The organism is Moraxella catarrhalis, from assembly GCF_001656295.1.
Classification (GTDB): Bacteria; Pseudomonadota; Gammaproteobacteria; order Pseudomonadales; family Moraxellaceae; genus Moraxella; species Moraxella veridica.
In genome coordinates this window covers 438,433-458,024 of the sequence record NZ_LXHE01000002.1, presented here as the reverse complement: position 1 = coordinate 458,024, position 19,592 = coordinate 438,433, and the positions used below count along the sequence as shown (strand labels likewise).

The following is a 19,592-nucleotide window of genomic DNA, read 5'->3' as shown; positions in this document are numbered from 1 at the left end:
AATCCTACCAAAGACGCGCTACACTATTTTAAATTAAGTCTTTGTGTCAGTGATAAGTCTTTGTGTCAGTGGTTTGGCAAATGACAATACCGCTTTGGATGGCAGGTACTTGATTGATGGATTTACAATAATTCATTTGGCGCGACTGATGGGAAAAATATCCTGCCACAAAACTCAATACACATAGCACGCCCACCAATATCTTGACACCACTGTTTTGTAAAATCACTGGCTTGTTCTTTTGCATCGCCATAAGCTCCTTGATTATGCCCGCTTACAACGGTGGGCCTGCCAAAGAAACAGCATACTTAAAACCTTGACGACCTTCACAAGTGCCAAGCCAAGCATGCGTATTGGTGTGCGTTTGTGGTATCAATCCACGCAAGCGTGCGCCATACACTGCCAAATACATCTGTATGTCAGCGGCACTAAATTGCCCTGTTAAGTATAACTTATCAGACAAAGCCGTCTCTAGCATCTTTAAAGCATTCATCAAATTCTTATCCAAAATGATCTGATGAATACTTGAGTTGAATTTATTGAGTACAGGTTTAACAAACCAAGGAGATTTTTGGCGAGCTTTATCTAAAATCAGCCCCATCACCAAAGGTGGCATCACTGACCCTTCTGCAAAATGCATCCAAAAAGTATAATCACGCCACACTTTGTCATTGGCTTGTTCATTTGGGGCAGCTGCCGCAGGATAAAAATACGCTTTAGAATCATAAGCTTTTAATAAATAAGATAAAATCAGCGCAGATTCTGCCAAAACTTGCTCCCCCTTAGGCAGTCTGTCATCGATTAAAATCGGTGCCTTCCCCATGGGGTGAATCTGCTCAAGATTTTTGGGTGCTAAAAAAGTTTTTTTATCACGCTCAACCAAATGGAGCTGATACTCTAAGCCATAAGCCAATTTAAGCTCTTCAAGCAGCCAAACCACTCTAAAAGAACGAGAGCTATTCAAATGATATAAGTGCAACATGATTGACAATTCCAAAAAGCCACGCCAATAAGCTTGGCTGAATATTTATTGAATAGACTCGGATGCCTGTTGCACCACATCAGCCAATACCTCTGACTCTTCGATTTCGTCTTCATCATGTTCAACACACGCCATGCCAACCAATACCTCTTCATCAGCAATGCGAATCAGCTTAACGCCTTGAGCATTGCGACCAGCGGTAGCAATCTGAGCCACAGGCGTACGCACCAAAGTGCCTTTATCCGAAATCAAAATGACATCTTCTTCGCCAGTCACTGCAATCGCCTTGACTAACTGACCATTACGCTCAGAGGTCTTGATTGCAATAACGCCTTTACCGCCACGACCTTTGGTTGGATAATCATCAATCGGCGTGCGTTTACCAAAACCATTTTCACAAGCACACAAAATCTCACCTTGTTTGGGTGCAACCACCAGCGACACAACTCGGCTCACCGCAAAATCATCGCTGATTTCATCGCCATCTTCATCCAACAGCTCTTCTTCATCAATTGTTGCAAGCAAATTCACGCGCATACCACGAACGCCTTTGGCAACTCGGCTCATGGCACGGATACTATGTTCTTTGAAGCGGATGGCTTTGCCTTCATTACTAAATAGCATGATCTCTTGTTCACCATCGGTGATTGCAACACCAATTAAGGTATCACCTTCCGCCAAATCAATCGCTCGCAAGCCTCCAGCACGCAGATTGGCAAATTGTGATAAAGCCACACGCTTGACTGTCCCTGATGCTGTTGCAAAGAACACAAAGCTATTTTCGTCTTTTAGGTCATTGACAGGCAAAATTGCTGTGACCGACTCATCTGACTCAAGATTAATCAAATTCACCAAAGGACGACCTTTTGAGCCACGACTGGCAATCGGAATTTCAAACCCACGCAATCTAAAGACACGACCTGTATTGGTAAAGCATAAAATATGGGCATGTGTACTGGTCACCAACAAATGCTCAATCACATCATCTTCTTTCATGGCAGTCGCTGAGCGTCCTTTACCCCCACGCTTTTGAGCCTGATAGTCACTGATCGGCTGAGTCTTGGCGTAGCCTGTACGAGAAACTGTCAAAACAACCGTTTGTTCAGGGATTAAGTCTTCACGATTAAAGTCATGGCGAGCATCGACGATGTCAGTTTTACGCTCATCACCAAATTCATCACGAATGTCAATCAATTCGGCACGCACCACGCCCATTAAGACATCAAAATCATCTAAAATCAAAGTCAGGCGTGCAATCTCGCCTAAAATTTCTTGATATTCACCCGTCAATTTATCCTGTTCAAGACCAGTTAAACGATGCAGCTGCATATCCAAAATGGCGTTCACCTGATCAGGTGACAGACGATAGCGAGTTTTGTTCTCAATCAAGCCATACGGGGCTTTAAGATCCTCACCATCAATGATCTCAGGGCGAATAGAATCAGCGCCCGCCGCTTCAAGCATTTTGACCACACCGGCTGAATGCCAAGTCTTAGCTAGCAAATTTTCGCGTGCTTCGCTGCGGTTAGCTGACTGCTTGATGGTCTCAAGCACATCGTCAATATTAGCAAGGGCAATGGTTAAGCCCTCAAGCAAATGCCCGCGCGCCAACGCTTTGTTAAGCTCAAAAATCGTACGGCGCGTCACCACCTCTTGGCGATGGCGAATGAACGCTGCCACCAAGTCGCGCAGTGTCATAAGCTTGGGCTGACCATTATCCAATGCCACCATATTAATACTAAAGCTCGTCTCAAGCGGCGTTTGGTTAAATAAGTTATTAACCATCACTTCGGCATTTTCGCCTCGGCGCAAATCAATCGCCACGCGCACGCCTTCTTTATCTGACTCATCTCGAATCTCCGTGATGCCTTCAATTTTTTTGGTATTCACCAAATCGGCGATGTGCTTGATCAGATTGGCTTTATTAACTTGGTAAGGAATTTCTGTAAAAATGATGCGCTCACGGTCTTTGTTTGCACCGCTATCGCCCATTGATTCGATATGATAGCGACCACGAATGTGCAGACGACCTTTGCCAGTACGATAAGCATCAATGATGCCACTTCTGCCATGGATGATGCCGCCCGTTGGGAAATCAGGTCCTGAAATGTGCGTAATCAGCTCATCGGTTGAAATATTTGGATCTTCGGCGTATGCTAAGCAGGCATTCAGTACTTCTGTCAGATTATGCGGCGCCATATTGGTTGCCATACCCACGGCGATCCCTGTCGCACCATTAACCAACAAATTTGGAATGCGCGCCGGCAATACGCTTGGCATTTTCATAGAGCCGTCATAGTTATCTTCCCAATCAACTGTATCTTTATCAAGATCGGCAAGCATTTTGTGCGTCAGCTTCTGCATTTTCATTTCTGTATAACGCATGGCTGCTGGCGGATCGCCATCCATTGACCCAAAATTACCTTGACCATTGACCAGCATATAACGCAAGCTAAAATCTTGTGCCATACGCACAATGGCATCATAGACAGCAGTATCACCATGTGGATGATATTTACCAATCACATCACCGACCACACGCGCCGATTTGAGGTATTTTTTATTATAATCATTCCCAAGCTCATGCATGGCATATAAAATACGGCGGTGAACAGGCTTAAGTCCATCACGCACATCAGGCAGCGCACGCGAAACGATGACACTCATCGCATAATCCAAATACGAACGCTTTAATTCTTCGACAATGCCAATTGGACTGACCGAATCACTCATAAATAATCCTAGCTACAAACGATTAATTTACACGGTTGTGGTAAATATCTCATCACCAAACCCATGCACAAATACCTTAAAAATAAGGCGATATTTTAGCACAAAATGCCCAAAAAATGTAGGTAATCACTGATTTTTATTTGGGCGGTCAAATTAAAACCAGCCAATCCATATCCCAAATCTAGCCACCAATTAAACCGTGTTCAGCTTAATCACACATCAGATAGCCATCTTAGGCTAAGATTTGGTTATTTGGATTTTTTGTTGGGGCGAATGACGCTGTTGAGCATCTGTTCATGTGTGATGATGGTTGCTTGGTTTGGTGTGCGTAGCTGCGGCTGATGGTTATGCTTATAGGCGGTAATCGCCATACAAGCGGCGACCTGTTTTGGCGCAAGCGCACGTTTGTTTTTATTTAGTTTAGATAATACACCATTGAGTGCTTGGCTGCCGAGGTTTTTTAGGCTCAGGCGCTGCTTGGGCAAGGTTAAGCGATGCAGCCGAAAAATTGCCAATGTATCAAAACTCAGCGTGCGCAAATAATACTCTACATCCGCCTTGGCTGTCAGCTCATCGTCATGGTTGGGCGCATCGGCACCATCTTTGGATAAAAAATAAAACTGCTGTACGCCCTTTTGTTTGCAGGCTTTGGCAAATTCTAGATTGTACAACACATTGACTTGATAAAATTCATCATGACTTGGTACTTGCTGTTTTGAGACACCAAGACAACTAAAAGCATCTGTATCAGCACCAATTGCCATCGCCTCAATGGTCGATGCCAGTGCCCGAAAATCCGCCACATGATACACCTGCATATTCGCACTCATGGCACGCGGCTGAGTACGCGTGATGAGTATCACTGACTCATAGATCAGTGAAAGCTCTTGGGCAAGTGCCTCACCCACTCGACTCGAACCACCGATTAAGATTGCTTTGGTTTTCATCAATTTTCACTCACGCTAAATATACGCATTATATTCAAGCAATCAATCGATTGCGCCAAGTGCTGATTTTTGAATTTATTATTCTAGCACAAAATCCATCAAAAAAATCAAGCACCAATTCCGTCAGTCAATCGACTAAGAAAATTTTTATTTGCATATTGTGAGATTGCCAAGATTTTGGTATCATAGATGGCATATTGTCCAAGCAATGCGTCTCCTCAAGCACATTGCCCCACTTTTTACAATTTATCATTTCAATTTTTTAAGGATTTATCCTATGGCAAACTCTGCACAAGCTCGCAAACGCGCTCGTCAAAATACCAAGCGTCGTCAGCACAATGCATCTCAGCGCTCTATGGTGCGTACCTACATCAAACGCGTCAATTCTGCAATTGAAGAAAAGTCTTATGAGCTTGCAACCGAAGCCTATAACAAAGCTGTGCCAGTCATTGACCGTATGGCTGATAAAGGCATCATCCACAAAAATAAAGCTGCTCGTCATAAGAGCCGTTTGAATGCTGCAATCAAAGCTCTAAAAGGCTAATAGTTGCTCAGCATCACAGAGTCCAAGTTGTCTTGGGCTCTTTTTTATATCCCAAATGATGCGATCAGCCAAAACCCATTGATGCATTATTTTTGAATAAAATGGCGACATGAACCTAAATTCTTGTTACAATATTCTTATCAATAAATAGTATAGGCGTTTGATGAGTATTAAAGTTTTGGTCGCAGATGACCATGATTTGGTAAGAATGGGCATTACTCGGATGCTTGATGATGATCCGAGCATTGAGGTCATCGGTGAAGCAGTTGATGGTGATAGTGCAGTCATGCAGGTGCGTGCGCTAAGCCCTGATGTTGTTTTATTGGATGTTAATATGCCGAATATCGATGGTGTGGAAGCCACTCGACGCATCAAGCAATTTAATCCAACCATTAAAGTGCTTGCTGTCTCAAGCTTGACAGCTCAGCCATATCCTTCCATGCTTTTAAAAGCTGGCGTAAATGGGTATATCACCAAAGGAACGCCGCTAGATGAGATGATCCGCGCCATTAAAAAAGTGCACGCAGGATCGCGTTATTTTAGCCATGATGTTGCTGAGCAGCTTGCCGAGACAGTGCTTGGTGAACAAAAAGAGTCGCCCTTTGACGCCCTATCTGAGCGCGAAAAACAGGTTGCCATGATGGTCGTTAACTGCCAAAGTACGCAGCAGATCGCCGATCAGCTATTTGTGAGCGCCAAAACAGTGAACACTTACCGTTATCGCATTTTTGAAAAACTGGGTGTAGATAGCGATGTTAAGCTTACGCACCTTGCCATCCGACATGGGCTGATACAGGCTCATTAATCAGTAATCAAATACAAAAATATCGCAATCAAAACAGCCAATTCATTGATCTTTTGATTGCGATTTTGCCTTAAATCAGCTTTGATTTGCTTTTGCTTGCTCCATCAAATCTAGGCTCAAGCGCAACCATTCATCGTCTTGTGAGTCATTAGAAGGCGGTTTAAAACTCACATCAGGCACTACACCGATTTTATCGATCTTTTTGCCATCAGGCGTTAGATAGTGTGCGGTAGTCATCTTGATCCCTTGATTATTCCCCAAAGGAATCACCGATTGCACCGACCCCTTACCATAACTGGTCTCACCGACGATCAGCGCACGCCCATGAGTTTGCAGTGAGCTTGCAAGCACTTCAGCTGCTGATGCCGAATAGCGGTTTTGTAAAATAATCACTGGCATGGATTCTAGCACAGGTGAGCCATGCGTTTCTATCACCCTTTCTATGCCACTTCGGTTTTGGACTTGGGTCACCACTTGCTTTCGCATAAATAAAGAGGCCACTTCAGCGGCTGAATCAAGCACACCACCAGGATTGTTTCGTAAATCGATTACCACACCCCGAACCTGCCCTTCTATCAAAGCAAGACGATTAATCATATCTTGTCTGGTGTTATTTTGAAAGACGGGAAGCTTGATGACAGCAATGTCATTTTGAACAAAAACTTCAATGCTGCTTTTTTGAACTTGGTTACGAATGACATTGGCAGATTGCTTGGATCGACCTGCTCTTGAATAAGTGATATCAACGCTTGAGCCTGCAATACCACTTAAAAGCTGAATGATGTCATTTTCAGTTTGGGATTGGTTCAGTTTAATATCACCAATCTGGTGTAAATAATCGCCAACATTAATACCTGCAGTTTTGGCAGGGCTATCGGCAGTCACTTCAGTCACCACCCAATGTGCATCTTGGCTTTTCCAAACTGCCTTTAGACCCACGCCTGCCACATTACCTGTGGTAAATGAGCTAAGATTGGCAAAGGCAGTCGCATCAAGAAACTCAGCATTGCGATCCACACGATTTAGCATCCCATGAATGGCATGATAAAATAACATCTCATCATCTACAGGCTCAATGTATTCACGACGCATCAAATCAACTACCTGCACAAAAGTTTTGAGCGTGGTGGGACTGATGGTATTCAAAGGCACTCGCCCAGAGTGCAAACCGTCAATACCGTACAAATGATTTGGTGCTACATCCAAAGCATCCAAGGCAGGCGTATCCATCATCAGATCGTCTACATCTGCTTGAGCATCAAAAGCCTGTTGATTGGCAAATGCACTCGCATAGCCCATCACACCAATTAATAAAGTCGTTATTACTGCCGAAAATCGCATACCAAACCTTCTTTATCTAATTGCTCAAAAAACCAATAAACTCTCTCCAGTCATCTGATTTGGCTTATCTAACCCCATCAGATCCAACAGTGTTGGTGACACATCGCACAGCTTGCCGCCACGACGCACAGTCGCTTTTTTATCACCAATATAGATAAAAGGTACAAGTTCTGTGGTATGCTGCGTGTGTACCTGACCACTTTGGTAGTCTTGCATCTGCTCACAGTTGCCATGATCAGCGGTGATTAATAAATGACCGTCAGCGGCACGAACATGCTTGACCACCTCGCCTATGCACTGATCCACCGCCTCTACTGCCTTAACTGCCGCCTCAAATACCCCCGAATGCCCCACCATATCGCCATTGGCATAATTGACAATCAATACATCATATTTGCCCGAGTCAATCGCATCATTTAATTTTTCGGTGACCTCAAAGGCACTCATTTCAGGCTTTAGGTCGTATGTTTTCACATCAGGACTATTAATCAAAATGCGATCTTCGCCGTTGTACAGATCTTCACGACCACCGCTAAAGAAAAAGGTTACATGTGCGTATTTTTCGGTTTCGGCAATTCTAAGTTGAGTTTTGCCCAAATTTTGCAAATATTCACCCAGCGTATTTGCCAGACTTGTTGGATGATAGGCGATGTCGGTTTTTGGATTATTTTCAAGCTCATCTGAATATTTGGTCAGCATAACAAATGCCGATAACTCAGGCACAATATGACGATCAAAGCCATCAAAATTAGCATCCAAAAAAGCCAAGCTGATTTCTCGTGCACGGTCAGCACGGAAATTCATAAAAATCACGCCATCATTATCACAAATAATACCATCTTCTTCGATGAAAGTTGCAGCGATAAATTCATCCGTCTCCCCTGCAGCATATGCTTGCTCGATTGCATCTAGTGCATTATCTGCTGTTCTGACCGATTTGCCTTCGGTTAATAGCTCATAACAAGATTCCACACGATCCCAACGCTTATCACGATCCATGGCATAAAATCGACCGATGATGCTGGCAATTTTAACATTACCTTCAAATTCTTGATTAAGCTGAGTAAAATAATCTTCAATATCAGTAACATAGCCTTTGGCAGACTGTGGCGGTGTATCACGACCATCCAAAAACGCATGCACAAACACTTGCATCGCCCCTTGAGATAAAGCAAGCTTAGCCGCTGCCTTGATATGATCAATATGCGCGTGCACACCGCCATCAGACAAAAGCCCTAAAATATGCACTGCGCCTTCATTGTTAAGCGTGGCTTGAACAGCATTCGTCAATGCCGAATTATTAAAAAATTCCCCTGACTCAATCTCATTCATAATTCGAGTTGAATCTTGGAACAAAATACGACCCGCCCCCAGATTCATATGCCCCACTTCAGAGTTACCAAACTGACCATCTGGCAATCCCACATCCATGCCAGAACCAGAAATCAGTCCATTGGGACAGCTGGCAAGCAAAGCATCTAAGTTTGGTGTATTGGCTGCCGCGACGGCATTATCTTTGGTCTCTTCACGATGGCCAATACCATCTAAAATCATCAATACATGGGGAATTTTTTTCTGATTTGACATCGTAAGCTCCAAATAAACTGATAAAAATACATCGTATTGTAGCATAATTTTTGGCAAATCATGCTTAACCGCTGAGAAATAAAATTCATCCTAGCGCTGCATCTTTTCTTGCAAATTCTCATAGAGTTTTATAAAATACCGACCAGTTGGTTTTATTTATCTTTATCAAAGATAAGTTTTGTCAATCATTTTTTAGTTTAGGATAATTTATTATATGAATGACACTTTATTTGCCAGTGAAAGCAATCTTCACGCTGACGCATCCAGCGCCAAACGAAAAAATAAACCAGAGGAGCTTAAACATGGGTTAATCATGGCGGCCAAGCATTTGATGGTCAGTGACGGCGTGGTGAATTTATCCATGCAAAAAGTTGCAGACGCTGCAGGTACCAGTAAAGGTGGGCTGTTTCATCATTTTAAAAACAAAGAAGAGCTGTTAAATGCTGTGGTGGGTCTTTATATCGCTCAGCTCAATACCGCAATTTTATCCATCACTGATGAACTGGGTGATGTCCAGGGGCGGTTTACCAAAGCATATTTACAAGTGATTTTTCAAAATCCTGAGATTGGATTGAATAGTAACTGGTCTGGGCTTTTAAAAGCCATTCATGCTGATGCCATCATGTTTGAGATATGGCAAAACTGGATGGCTCAAAAACAAAAGCAGTTCGCCGCCACTGACAGCCATGCACAGTATCAAGTGGTGCGCTATGCCATCGAAGGTGCTCAGCTTGACAGTGGGCTAAAATCCGACCAAACCAAACAGCAGGAGATTTATGAGAACTTAGCCAGTCTGATTTAGCACAAAACTAGCACAAAAAACCCTGCCAACTTTGACAGGGTTTTATTTAGGCGCTTAGTATCAAATGGCATAGCCGAGCGCATAAAATGCGACAAGAACGACAGCGATAATCACAGTGCCAATATTAAGCTTATTAAATTCACCAGAAATCACCCGTCCAAGCACCAATGCACCAAAACCAAGCATAATTCCTGTGACAATATTGGCAGTCAAAACAATAAATACGGCACAAATTAAACCGCTCATTGCTCCGACAAAATCTTCAAAATCAAGTTTTGAGACATTGCTTAGCATCAAAAGACCGACATACATGAGTGCAGGTGCAGTAGCATAGCTTGGTACCAAAAATGCCAATGGCTGAAAAAATAGCATCAATAAAAACAGCACACCAACCACAATCGCTGTCAAACCTGTCTTACCGCCCACTGCCGTACCAGCAGCAGATTCGATATACACCGCAGCAGGTGCTGTCCCAAAAATACCCGAAAACACGCTACTGACCGAATCTGATGTCAAAGCACGACCACCATTGATGATTTGACCATCTTTATCCAGTAGATTAGCCTGACCTGCCACAGCGCGAATGGTGCCTGTCGCATCAAAAATTGCCGTCATCACCAAGGCAAACACCACTGGCAAAATCGCGGCATTGAGTGCGCCCATGACATCCATTTGCATAAATAAAGAATCCGCGCCAAAGCTTGGTACTTTTAAAATAACACCATCTGACTTCACTGTAGGATCAAAAAGTAGCCCAATTATCGTAATGGTAATAATCACCCATAAGATACTGCCCTTAATGCGTAATCGCTCAAGACCAATAATCGCCGCCAGCCCCACCAAGGATAAAATCACAGGCAACGACATAAACTCACCCATCGTCACAGGCAAGCCTGCGTCATTTTTGATGACCAAACCCACGCCATTGGCAGCAATCAGTAGTAAAAATAGTCCAATACCAATGCCTGCGCCATGCGCAATCGATTCAGGTAAATTGCGTAAAATCCACGCACGCACGCCCGTCACCGAAATTAGGGTAAAAACCACACCCATCAAAAAAATCGCACCCAGTGTCACAGGAATGCTCACACCTTGCCCAAGCACCAAGCTAAAAGCAGTGAACGCCGTCAAAGAAATCGCACAGCCAATCGCCATCGGTACATTTGCCCAAAGTCCGATTAATATTGAACCAAGACCCGCCACCAAGCATGTTGCGATAAAAACCGATTCAGCAGGAAATCCAGCTGCTGATAACATATTTGGCACAACGATGACCGAATACACCATCGCCAAAAAAGTCGTCAAGCCAGCAATAATTTCTTGACGCACGGATGAGCCACGCTCATTAATTTTTAAATATGATGATAAAGACATATTCTATCCAAATAATAATCGCTAAAGTCTTAATTCAAAAGCGGTCAGCGAACGAAATAGCAAAGTAATTGCCTGTAATTAAAATAAAAAATTGTAATTTTACCGCAAAGTCATTTTGATGCCAAACAAAAATTTGCAAATTGATGCAGTTTGGAAAGAATTGATGATTACTAAGCAATTATGATGAATAAAAATGTTCTTTCATGGGTAAATTTTGCTAAAATATACATCGTTTAACTGTTATGATTAAAATGACAACGAGATACCAATGCTACAAAATTCTAACGAAACCATCGTGCTACCAAGTTTTGAGTTAACCATGGTGGCAGCTGATACCCAAGAAGCCACTTCGGTGCAGCTTGATCAACTACTCAGACAAAGCGATCAAGGTCTGATTTTGTATTTTTATCCCAAAGATAACACGCAAGGCTGTTCCATTCAGGCGATAGATTTTAGCGAACACAAAGCTAAGCTTGAATCCTTAGGATTTTACATTCTTGGCGTATCACGAGATGGCGTCAAATCTCATCAAAATTTTATCAATAAAAAAGCTTTGTCCATTGATTTGATTAGTGATACCGACGAAAAACTGTGCCAACACTATGATGTCATCAAAGAAAAAAAGATGTATGGTAAAACCCATCTTGGCGTGGTGCGCTCTACCTTTGTGTATAACAAAAACGGTGAGATGATTGGCAGTTTCCGTAATGTGAAAGCCAAAGAGCATGTTGCAAAAATTTTAGATTTTCTTGAAAATAAAACCAGTTGAACATCAGATGATCAGTGTATGAAAGTTCTTCAACTGTCATCTTCGCTTAGGCATGATGAGTCTGAGCGTGGCATTTATCCCATTTCGCATGCGCTCATCAAAGCTGGTCATGAGTCTATCATCATCGGCAGCGCACCAACCGACAGCAAGCTTATTGTGCGTCTTGTGCGTGATGGCGCAACATATTACCGTCTGCCCATGCCCAAAAAAAGCTGGTGGGCACTCATGCATACCTTCACGCTTCGGCGGATCATTGAAAAACATCAGCCCGACATCATTCATGTGCATTCTCGCACGCCTGCTTGGGTGCTGTATTGGGCGCTGCGCCCTTTTGCAAACGACAAAAGACCCAAAATTATTTCAAGCTTATATGGGTTTTATCCTTTAAATTCTTATTCAAAAGCACTGTTTAATGCCGATTTGCTGATCAGCGCATCTAGAAGTATTGATAAACATTTTAATAAAATTTTTGAAAAAATAAAACCAGAAAAAATCGATAAATCCATCAAGTTGCCTGATATTATTTGTGTGCCGCGTGGGGTAGATGTCCGAAAATATCCGTATCGCCATCACTCATCCGTGCATTGGCTGCATCAAACCTTTGCTCAATTTCCTGAGCTTGAACACAAAAAATGGTTGGTTTTTCCAACACCGATCGGTCCAGAATACGGTCAAGAATGGCTGATCGATATTTTAGGAAATTTACAAGAAAAATTTCCAAAAATTCACGCAATTATCATGGATGACGACCCCACAGCACGCATTCATCAGTGTGTGTTTTATGAGGATTTTGTCCAACGCCTGCATACTTTGGGCTTACAAGATCGGGTCTCTTTTATCGGTAAAAATCCGCCCGACATGCGTGAATGGCTGTCGTCAGCCAATATCGTATTATCGCTTGCTAATCGGCCTGAGAGCATTGGCATGACATCGCTTCAAGCCATTCACTTGGGGACGCCCGTGATTGGTTGGGCAAAAGGTGCTTTTGCTGATATCTTGGGAGACCTATATCCCCAAGGACTGGTCAAAGAACAAACCGCGATCATGCTGTGCAAAAGTGTTAAGTTTTTATTATCAAACCCAATCCCGCCCGCTATGACGCACGCTTACGAAATTGATGACATGGTCGTTAATACGATTCAAGTTTATCAAGACTTAGTCAATCAAAGCACAGAGTGATAAATTAAACTTGACCCTCACCCTCGATTTTGATGACCTGAACTTCACCCATCTGTTGCCATAGCTGGTGGGTACAAATTAATAATAAGCCAATATCACCAGATTTTTGGGCATCAATTAGACTTGACCATACATTGTGGCGTGTATCTGGATCCAAGCCTGCAAAAGGCTCATCTAGCATCATGACCGCTTTTGGAGTTAATAAAAGCCGAGCCAAGGCGATACGCCGCGCCTGCCCGCCCGACACAGCCATACCATATTCTCCAAGACGAGTTGCCAGACCTTTAGGCTGATTATTTAGCCAAGTTAATAAATTGACCTTCTTAAGAACCGCTATAAGCTCATCATCAGTCGCATTTGACTTACCTAAGCGCAGATTATCCGCAAGCGTTTGATCAAAAATATCAACTACCTGCCCCAAGAATCCAAGCGATTGACCAAAATCGACTGACTGCCAAGGATAGCGCTTGGCGTTAGTACACAACCAAATATCGCCTGAGATCAGATCATGTTCTTGGGCAAGCGTATGCAGTAAAGTGGATTTGCCAGAACCTGAAGGACCCACAATCAAGCAAGGTGTATCAGAGCTGATCTTAGCATGATGAATGTGAGCGCTGATGATGGCTTTTGGCGCTCTCACAACGGCATGATCAAGCTGTAAAGTCAAATTGTCATACTGATTAACAATCTGATCAAGATTGACTTTAGGGGTATCACTTTGGCTACCAAGCATCTCGTTCAGTCGCTGCTTAGCGACCTGACTGCGCCCCAAAGCCAATGGCTCAGCAATTAAGTTTTGGATAAATTCACCCAGCCCCATCAAACCTAAAAATACCGCCAGCGCCACTGCTGAACTCATCATCGGATAATCATTCAATGTCTGAACGCTAAAAGCAATGATGTCAGCCTGTCCAAAAAACTCTCCCATACCCCAAAGTAGCAGCACCGCCGCCAGTGCCAGCGCTACTTGCACTCCCAAGATACCGATTCGGCGCAGACGATGTGATGACAGGGTAATTTTGGTCTGCTGAGCATCCAAATCACTCAGCTGATGTATGTGCGCCTCCCAGCGATGCCAAATCAGCAAAGATGTCAGCGCAGGCAAGGTGTCTAGCAGCTTGGATTTACGAGTTTCAAGTAGCGCGCTCTCACGATGCGCCAAATCAATGCCGCGATATACCACCAAAGCAGCAATCAATATCGCCAAGCCAATCGGTAATAGCCCAAACCATGCTCTGGGCAACAGCAATAGCGTCACGCCAGCCACCAAAAGTACTGCACCGATTGCCATAATCCAAGGCGATATAAAGCGTAAAACAAATTCATCCAAAACATCAATGTCTTTGACAAGGCGATGCATTTTTTGGCTGCTAGATTGCCCTTGAAGATTGCGAGCTTTATAATCTAAATTTGCCCAAGCACCAAAAAATCTAACGCGCAAATCCTTTAAAAGCCCAAAGACAGCATGATGCGATACCATCAAGTCACCATAGCGAGATAAGGTGCGCGCAATGGCAAAGGTACGTATGATGGCTGCCGGCATCATATAGTTAAACGTATGAGTGCCTACTGCAACTAAGCCTGCTACGGCTGACATGGTCACAAACCATCCTGAAACCATCGATAATCCCAAGACCGACCAAACAGTCACAAGTCCCAACAGCCAAGCCAAGATCCATACCCAGATTTGGGTACTGATGAGTTCATGAAGCTTAAATGGTTTATTTGGTTTCATCATAAGCTCCCAAATGATGGACATCATCAAAGGTGATATCAGCGCTCTGATCATGAGTGATCCAGATGACCGTCCGCTGCGCTGATAAGCGTTTTAATAAATCTTTTATCACCAAGGCAGTCTCGCTATCTAGATGCTCTGTCGGCTCATCAAGCAGCCATACTTTGGCATCTTGAAGTAGAAGCTGTGCAATGGCAAGTCGATGTGCCTGCCCGCCTGACAAGCCACCGCCCCGCTCACCAAGTATGGTATCCATCTGCTCGGGCAAATCTCGGATCAAAGACCACAGACCAACCGCATCCAATACATTAGCCAGCTCATCATCGGTCGCATCAGATTTTGCCAATGTCAAATTATCGCGAATACTGATGGGTAGCAGCGCTGGCATTTGCGCCAAATAACCAAATTGGCGTCTAAGATACGCCATATCCAGCGTATCATAGCGATATCGCCCCTGATCATCATGTACCTCGACCACGCCAGTATATTGTCCAAATCCCAATAAGATCTGTAGAAGCGTTGATTTACCAGCGCCACTTTCTCCTTTTAATAATGTTGATTTGCCTGCTTCAAACTGAAATGTCGTCGGAGCCAATCTAACTCGCCCATCATCACCAAAGGCAGCCACTTGCCTTAAACAAAATCCCACTTGTCCTACCAAATCCACCTGGCGAAGCTCGGTTTTGCTATTTTTAAAATCAAGTATGCCCACCATCTCCTTGGCAGCGCCGACCGCTTGACCCTTGACATGATACTCGGCGCCCAAGCGGCGTAGTGGTGCATAAAATTCAGGCACCAATAATAAAATCATCAAAGCTGAACTGTAAGTGGTCATGACAACACCAGATTGCCAAGGTAAAATTCCAATCAATCCAAAACCCAAATAAACCGCCACAAGCGCAATGGATAGGGCTGATAAAAACTCAAGCACCGCACTATTCAAAAACGCAATGCGTAGCACCGCCATGGTTTTTTTGCGGTAATTGTCGCTGCTGATATCAATATCTCTCACAGCGATATCAACCGCGCCCAGACGCGATAATGTATTCACCCCGCGTATCCAATCAAAAAATCGCCCACCAAGCTGTGCCATCGCATCCATCTGTTCACGACTTTTGCGAGCTGTTGCCACACCAATCATTGCCATAAAAATTGGTACCAGTGGCGCCGTCGCCAATAAAATGACTGCCGACATTTTGCTAAAAAAGCTGACACAAATTGCCAATAAAATGGGGGTACTCACCGCGGTACGCTTTTGAATCTCAAAACGGGCATAACCGATCAGGTGCTCAGGCTCGTCAATGATCTTACTTGCCAATGCACCGTCAGAGCCAAAAAAGCGTCTGGCAGGACCCATTTCACCCAGCTTAATTAATAGCCGCTGACGCACATCACTGGCTGCTTGCACACCGATGCGCGTTAGTAACACATCTTTGGCATAACCAATCAATGCGCGCAGCACCATCACCGCAAATAAAGCCGTCAAATACATCCCCAAAGCCTCGATCGCCATCGCTTGATGCTGGGATAATGTCGGAATGAATGGCAAAAGCCAACCATCAAAAATCATCACCAAAATCCAAGCTTGTACCATTAATAATAGCAAGCTGATCACATCGCACAGCCATGCCAAAGTCAGCTGCTTTTTTGCAGGGCGAAAAACAGACTTTAAAAAATGATTAGCCGCGATATCGGCTTGTGAACGCCGTGGCTTTTTTGGTTTTTTAAGACGGGCTTGTGTGGTGGTCATGATGATGGCATATGATGATGGATAAATGGGCTATTATCGCTAAATTACGGCTTTTTTTCAACCAAAAACACCGCCAAATCACTGGCGGTGTTTGAGCATCAAACGCTTATTTTGGGGCAACCATTTGTTCTGGACGCACAAGCTCATCAAATTCCGCTTCGGTCAATAAGTTAAGCTGAATGGCAGTTTGTTTCAAAGACTGATTGTTTTTGAAAGCGGTTTTGGCGACTTTGGCGGCATTTTCATAGCCGATATGGCGATTGAGCGCGGTAACCAACATCAAAGAATGATGTAAATAATGGTCAATTTTTTCACGAATTGGCTCAATGCCTACTGCACAATGCTCATTAAAGCTATTGATGGCATCCGTTAGCAGACGAATCGACTGTAATAGGTTATATCCGATCACAGGCATATAAACGTTTAATTCAAAATTACCAGAAGCCCCTGCCATAGAAATGGTCGTATCATTACCAAAGACTTGGGTGACCACCATGGTCATCGCCTCGCACTGAGTTGGATTGACTTTACCAGGCATGATGGATGAGCCAGGCTCATTTTCAGGAATACTAAGTTCACCCAGACCACAGCGTGGACCTGAAGCCAGCCAACGAACATCATTGGCGATTTTGTTAAGGCTTGCTGCCAAGGTTTTTAGTGCACCCGAAGCAAATACTTCGGCATCTCGTGCAGCCAAAGCCTCAAATTTATTGGGTGCTGTGATAAAATTCAGCTTGGTTAATTCTGCCAAAACTTTAGCGACTTTAACAGCATAATCAGGATGGCTATTAAGCCCTGTGCCAACTGCTGTACCGCCTAATGGCAACTGATAAAGACCGCTCAATGCCGTCTCAATACGCTCCAAAGCATAATCAAGCTGCATGACATAACCGCTAAACTCTTGACCCAAAGTCAGCGGTGTGGCATCTTGTAAATGTGTGCGTCCGATTTTAATAATCTCATCAAAATCAGCTGATTTTTGTGCCAATGTTTGGCGTAAATTATTAATGGCTGGCAACAGTTTATTACTCATCTCTTGAGCAGCTGCCACTCGAATTGCTGTCGGAAAGCTGTCGTTAGTCGATTGGGCGTGATTGACATGATCGTTAGGATGAATCGGCTGATAACTTCCTTTTGGTTGACCAGCAATTTCATTGGCACGATTAGCGATAACCTCATTCATATTCATATTAGACTGAGTGCCTGAGCCTGTTTGCCACACCACAAGCGGGAATTGATCATTAAGCTTACCTGCCAAAATCTCATCACAGGCTTGAACGATTAGCTGTGATTGCTCATCGGTGATGCGGCCAAGTGTTGCATTAGTCATAGCAGCGGCTTTTTTAACAGTTGCCATCGCATGGATTAAGGGCTCTGGCAGTCTTTCTCCACCAATACGGAAATTTTGGCGACTGCGTTCAGTTTGTGCCCCCCAATAAGCCTCAGCAGGTACAGCAATCTCGCCCATGGTGTCTTTTTCGATGCGTGTTGTCATATTTTACTCCATTGATTTTTTGATAAAAGTCGCTTAAGATGCGTGATACAATCAGCGATGCAATTCTACTAGCAATGCACCTAACTGAATTGTACCACTTTATCTAAATGATGAGATGATTTAGCATACCATCAGTTTATCTAGGATTCAATAGCAAATAATAATCATTACCAAATATAAACACAATGACCAAGACCAACCACCAAACCAATTTATCCGCTGTCCATTTGCGTAAACACATGCGTATGCAAAGACGATCACTGAGTCACTGTGAGCGTCAAAGATCCGCTTACTTGGCGAGCAGATTTTTATATAAATTAATACCACTATTGCCCAAAAAAGCCAATATTGGTTTTTATTTGGATGGATTTGGCGAACTACCAACTGCTACCATTGCCCAATTTTGCCAAAAACTTGACTATCAAGCGTATTTACCCATCACCACGCCAAACAAACCCTTGACATTTACCCCCATCATTCAACCACTCAATAAAACACCTCTTAAAAAGCATCGCCTAGGGATGCATGAACCCCACTCAAAACTGATATTATCTGCCAATCATATGGATGCCATCATTTGCCCTTTGGTGATGGTTGATCTTGACGGTGTACGCCTTGGTATGGGGGGCGGCTACTATGATCGTACATTTGCAAAAGCCAAAAACTGCCTAAAAATCGCTTGGTGTTATGATTTTCAAGTGACAGATCGGCTGCCCAAACAGCCTTGGGATATGTCGGTGGACATCATCATTACCGATCAAAGGCTAATTAGATTAAAATGATGCTAATTCGTCATCTGTTAACCAAATAGCCAAAATAAAGGCGGATTTATCATTGTACTCATCCGAACCTTTAGAGGCAGGCTCGAACATGGTTGATGCTAATAAAATGAAAATAGGTATTCGTTTGAGTACTGGTCTGGTTCGTAGAACTTCAACTCAACAGGGTTATTCTTATCCCCCGACATTGCTTCCATCTCAGGATAAACCCAGCCTTGAACTGCGTTCCCATAAATAAGAATGGTATTGTTAGAAACATCTGTTTGCACTTCCGTCCCAAATTCCACATTAGATGTATAAACCTTTTTAGATTTAACATCAACCATTACTGGGGACTTGGTTAATCCATCCTCGGATGCAACAACAACAGCTCTGTATTTACCAAGGATGGGGCTAGATTTTGAATTGGTAGCCACCTTGATAATATTGGCAGCAGATTTTTCTGAACAATAATTAATTCTTCCGCCTTGATACGAACAGGTATCAAACTTAAAACCATTGATGGTTTTGCCATCTTGTTCACTAAGCAGCCTCAAATTTCTTTTGCCATCTAATGATTGCTGGTACATTAAATCAACATCAAGGGCATGAGCGGTGGCGCCCATGACCATACACCCAATCAATACGCTTTTAAATAAAGTTAGAATACGCATACATTGCCTCTACATGTAATATATTAAACATTAAATACTTATTTAGCTAAACTTACTTTAATACAATAAAAAGAGATTAAATATGGCACGATTTAATCTCTTAATTGAATCAGTTTT

General features: G+C 43.4%; 17 protein-coding genes. 6 read left to right on the top strand and 11 right to left on the bottom strand.

Features of this window, described 5'->3' with window-relative positions; genetic code table 11:
• Positions 1 to 46: 46 nt before the first annotated feature.
• The 4 genes from AO382_RS02120 to AO382_RS02105 all read right to left on the bottom strand — a co-directional run bounded on the left by AO382_RS02120 (position 47) and on the right by AO382_RS02105 (position 4,662).
• Positions 47 to 247: a hypothetical protein gene (locus AO382_RS02120; protein WP_064617921.1), complete on the bottom strand. Its 201-nt coding sequence runs from the start codon at positions 245 to 247 to the stop codon at positions 47 to 49.
• Positions 248 to 274: 27 nt separating this feature from the next.
• The gene (locus AO382_RS02115; protein ID WP_081261334.1) at positions 275 to 1,027 is read right to left on the bottom strand and encodes a glutathione S-transferase; all 753 of its coding nucleotides are present in this window, start codon (positions 1,025 to 1,027) and stop codon (positions 275 to 277) included.
• The gene (gene gyrA, locus AO382_RS02110; RefSeq protein WP_064617735.1) at positions 1,028 to 3,715 is read right to left on the bottom strand and encodes a DNA gyrase subunit A; all 2,688 of its coding nucleotides are present in this window, start codon (positions 3,713 to 3,715) and stop codon (positions 1,028 to 1,030) included.
• 248 nt (positions 3,716 to 3,963) lie between these two features.
• Positions 3,964 to 4,662 carry an NAD-dependent epimerase/dehydratase family protein gene (locus AO382_RS02105; protein ID WP_064617733.1) on the bottom strand — a complete coding sequence of 233 codons (699 nt, stop codon included), beginning with the start codon at positions 4,660 to 4,662 and terminating at the stop codon, positions 3,964 to 3,966.
• Positions 4,663 to 4,939: 277 nt separating this feature from the next.
• On the opposite strand from AO382_RS02105, the gene rpsT reads away from it, so the two are divergent.
• On the top strand, positions 4,940 to 5,206 hold the full coding sequence (gene rpsT, locus AO382_RS02100; protein ID WP_064605113.1) for a 30S ribosomal protein S20: 267 nt from the start codon (positions 4,940 to 4,942) through the stop codon (positions 5,204 to 5,206).
• Positions 5,207 to 5,369: 163 nt separating this feature from the next.
• Positions 5,370 to 6,011 (top strand): response regulator, encoded by a 642-nt coding sequence (locus AO382_RS02095; protein WP_064611862.1) that lies wholly within the window; start codon positions 5,370 to 5,372, stop codon positions 6,009 to 6,011.
• A gap of 75 nt (positions 6,012 to 6,086) precedes the next feature.
• On the opposite strand, the gene AO382_RS02090 is transcribed toward AO382_RS02095, so the two are convergent.
• Positions 6,087 to 7,352: a S41 family peptidase gene (locus tag AO382_RS02090; RefSeq protein ID WP_064617731.1), complete on the bottom strand. Its 1,266-nt coding sequence runs from the start codon at positions 7,350 to 7,352 to the stop codon at positions 6,087 to 6,089.
• 24 nt (positions 7,353 to 7,376) lie between these two features.
• Positions 7,377 to 8,939 (bottom strand): 2,3-bisphosphoglycerate-independent phosphoglycerate mutase, encoded by a 1,563-nt coding sequence (gene gpmI / locus AO382_RS02085; RefSeq protein WP_064617728.1) that lies wholly within the window; start codon positions 8,937 to 8,939, stop codon positions 7,377 to 7,379.
• A 214-nt stretch (positions 8,940 to 9,153) separates the two neighbouring features.
• On the opposite strand from gpmI, the gene AO382_RS02080 reads away from it, so the two are divergent.
• Positions 9,154 to 9,741: a TetR/AcrR family transcriptional regulator gene (locus AO382_RS02080; RefSeq protein ID WP_064617727.1), complete on the top strand. Its 588-nt coding sequence runs from the start codon at positions 9,154 to 9,156 to the stop codon at positions 9,739 to 9,741.
• Between the two features lie 60 nt (positions 9,742 to 9,801).
• Here AO382_RS02080 and AO382_RS02075 read toward each other — a convergent pair whose 3' ends face one another.
• On the bottom strand, positions 9,802 to 11,115 hold the full coding sequence (locus AO382_RS02075; protein WP_064617725.1) for an NCS2 family permease: 1,314 nt from the start codon (positions 11,113 to 11,115) through the stop codon (positions 9,802 to 9,804).
• Positions 11,116 to 11,383: 268 nt separating this feature from the next.
• Here AO382_RS02075 and AO382_RS02070 point away from each other — a divergent pair, with 268 nt between their 5' ends.
• Positions 11,384 to 11,884, top strand: a complete 501-nt coding sequence (locus AO382_RS02070; protein ID WP_064617723.1) for a peroxiredoxin — start codon at positions 11,384 to 11,386, stop codon at positions 11,882 to 11,884.
• 18 nt (positions 11,885 to 11,902) lie between these two features.
• On the top strand, positions 11,903 to 13,063 hold the full coding sequence (locus tag AO382_RS02065; RefSeq protein WP_064617721.1) for a glycosyltransferase: 1,161 nt from the start codon (positions 11,903 to 11,905) through the stop codon (positions 13,061 to 13,063).
• A gap of 4 nt (positions 13,064 to 13,067) precedes the next feature.
• Here AO382_RS02065 and AO382_RS02060 read toward each other — a convergent pair whose 3' ends face one another.
• The 3 genes from AO382_RS02060 to fumC all read right to left on the bottom strand — a co-directional run bounded on the left by AO382_RS02060 (position 13,068) and on the right by fumC (position 18,043).
• A complete protein-coding gene (locus AO382_RS02060) occupies positions 13,068 to 14,798 on the bottom strand; it encodes an amino acid ABC transporter ATP-binding/permease protein (protein ID WP_064617720.1) in 1,731 nt (576 codons plus the stop codon).
• Entirely contained in the window at positions 14,785 to 16,548 is a 1,764-nt protein-coding gene (cydD, locus tag AO382_RS02055; protein ID WP_064617718.1) for a thiol reductant ABC exporter subunit CydD, read from the bottom strand. Before cydD ends, AO382_RS02060 begins: the two co-directional genes overlap by 14 nt.
• Positions 16,549 to 16,654: 106 nt before the next feature.
• Complete coding sequence (fumC, locus tag AO382_RS02050; protein ID WP_064617716.1) at positions 16,655 to 18,043, bottom strand: class II fumarate hydratase; 1,389 nt, start codon at positions 18,041 to 18,043, stop codon at positions 16,655 to 16,657.
• A gap of 185 nt (positions 18,044 to 18,228) precedes the next feature.
• Between fumC and AO382_RS02045 the strand changes: the two genes are divergently transcribed.
• Positions 18,229 to 18,825 carry a 5-formyltetrahydrofolate cyclo-ligase gene (locus AO382_RS02045; protein ID WP_064617714.1) on the top strand — a complete coding sequence of 199 codons (597 nt, stop codon included), beginning with the start codon at positions 18,229 to 18,231 and terminating at the stop codon, positions 18,823 to 18,825.
• A 98-nt stretch (positions 18,826 to 18,923) separates the two neighbouring features.
• On the opposite strand, the gene AO382_RS02040 is transcribed toward AO382_RS02045, so the two are convergent.
• A complete protein-coding gene (locus AO382_RS02040) occupies positions 18,924 to 19,475 on the bottom strand; it encodes a hypothetical protein (protein ID WP_147286444.1) in 552 nt (183 codons plus the stop codon).
• Between the last annotated feature and the right edge of the window lie 117 nt (positions 19,476 to 19,592).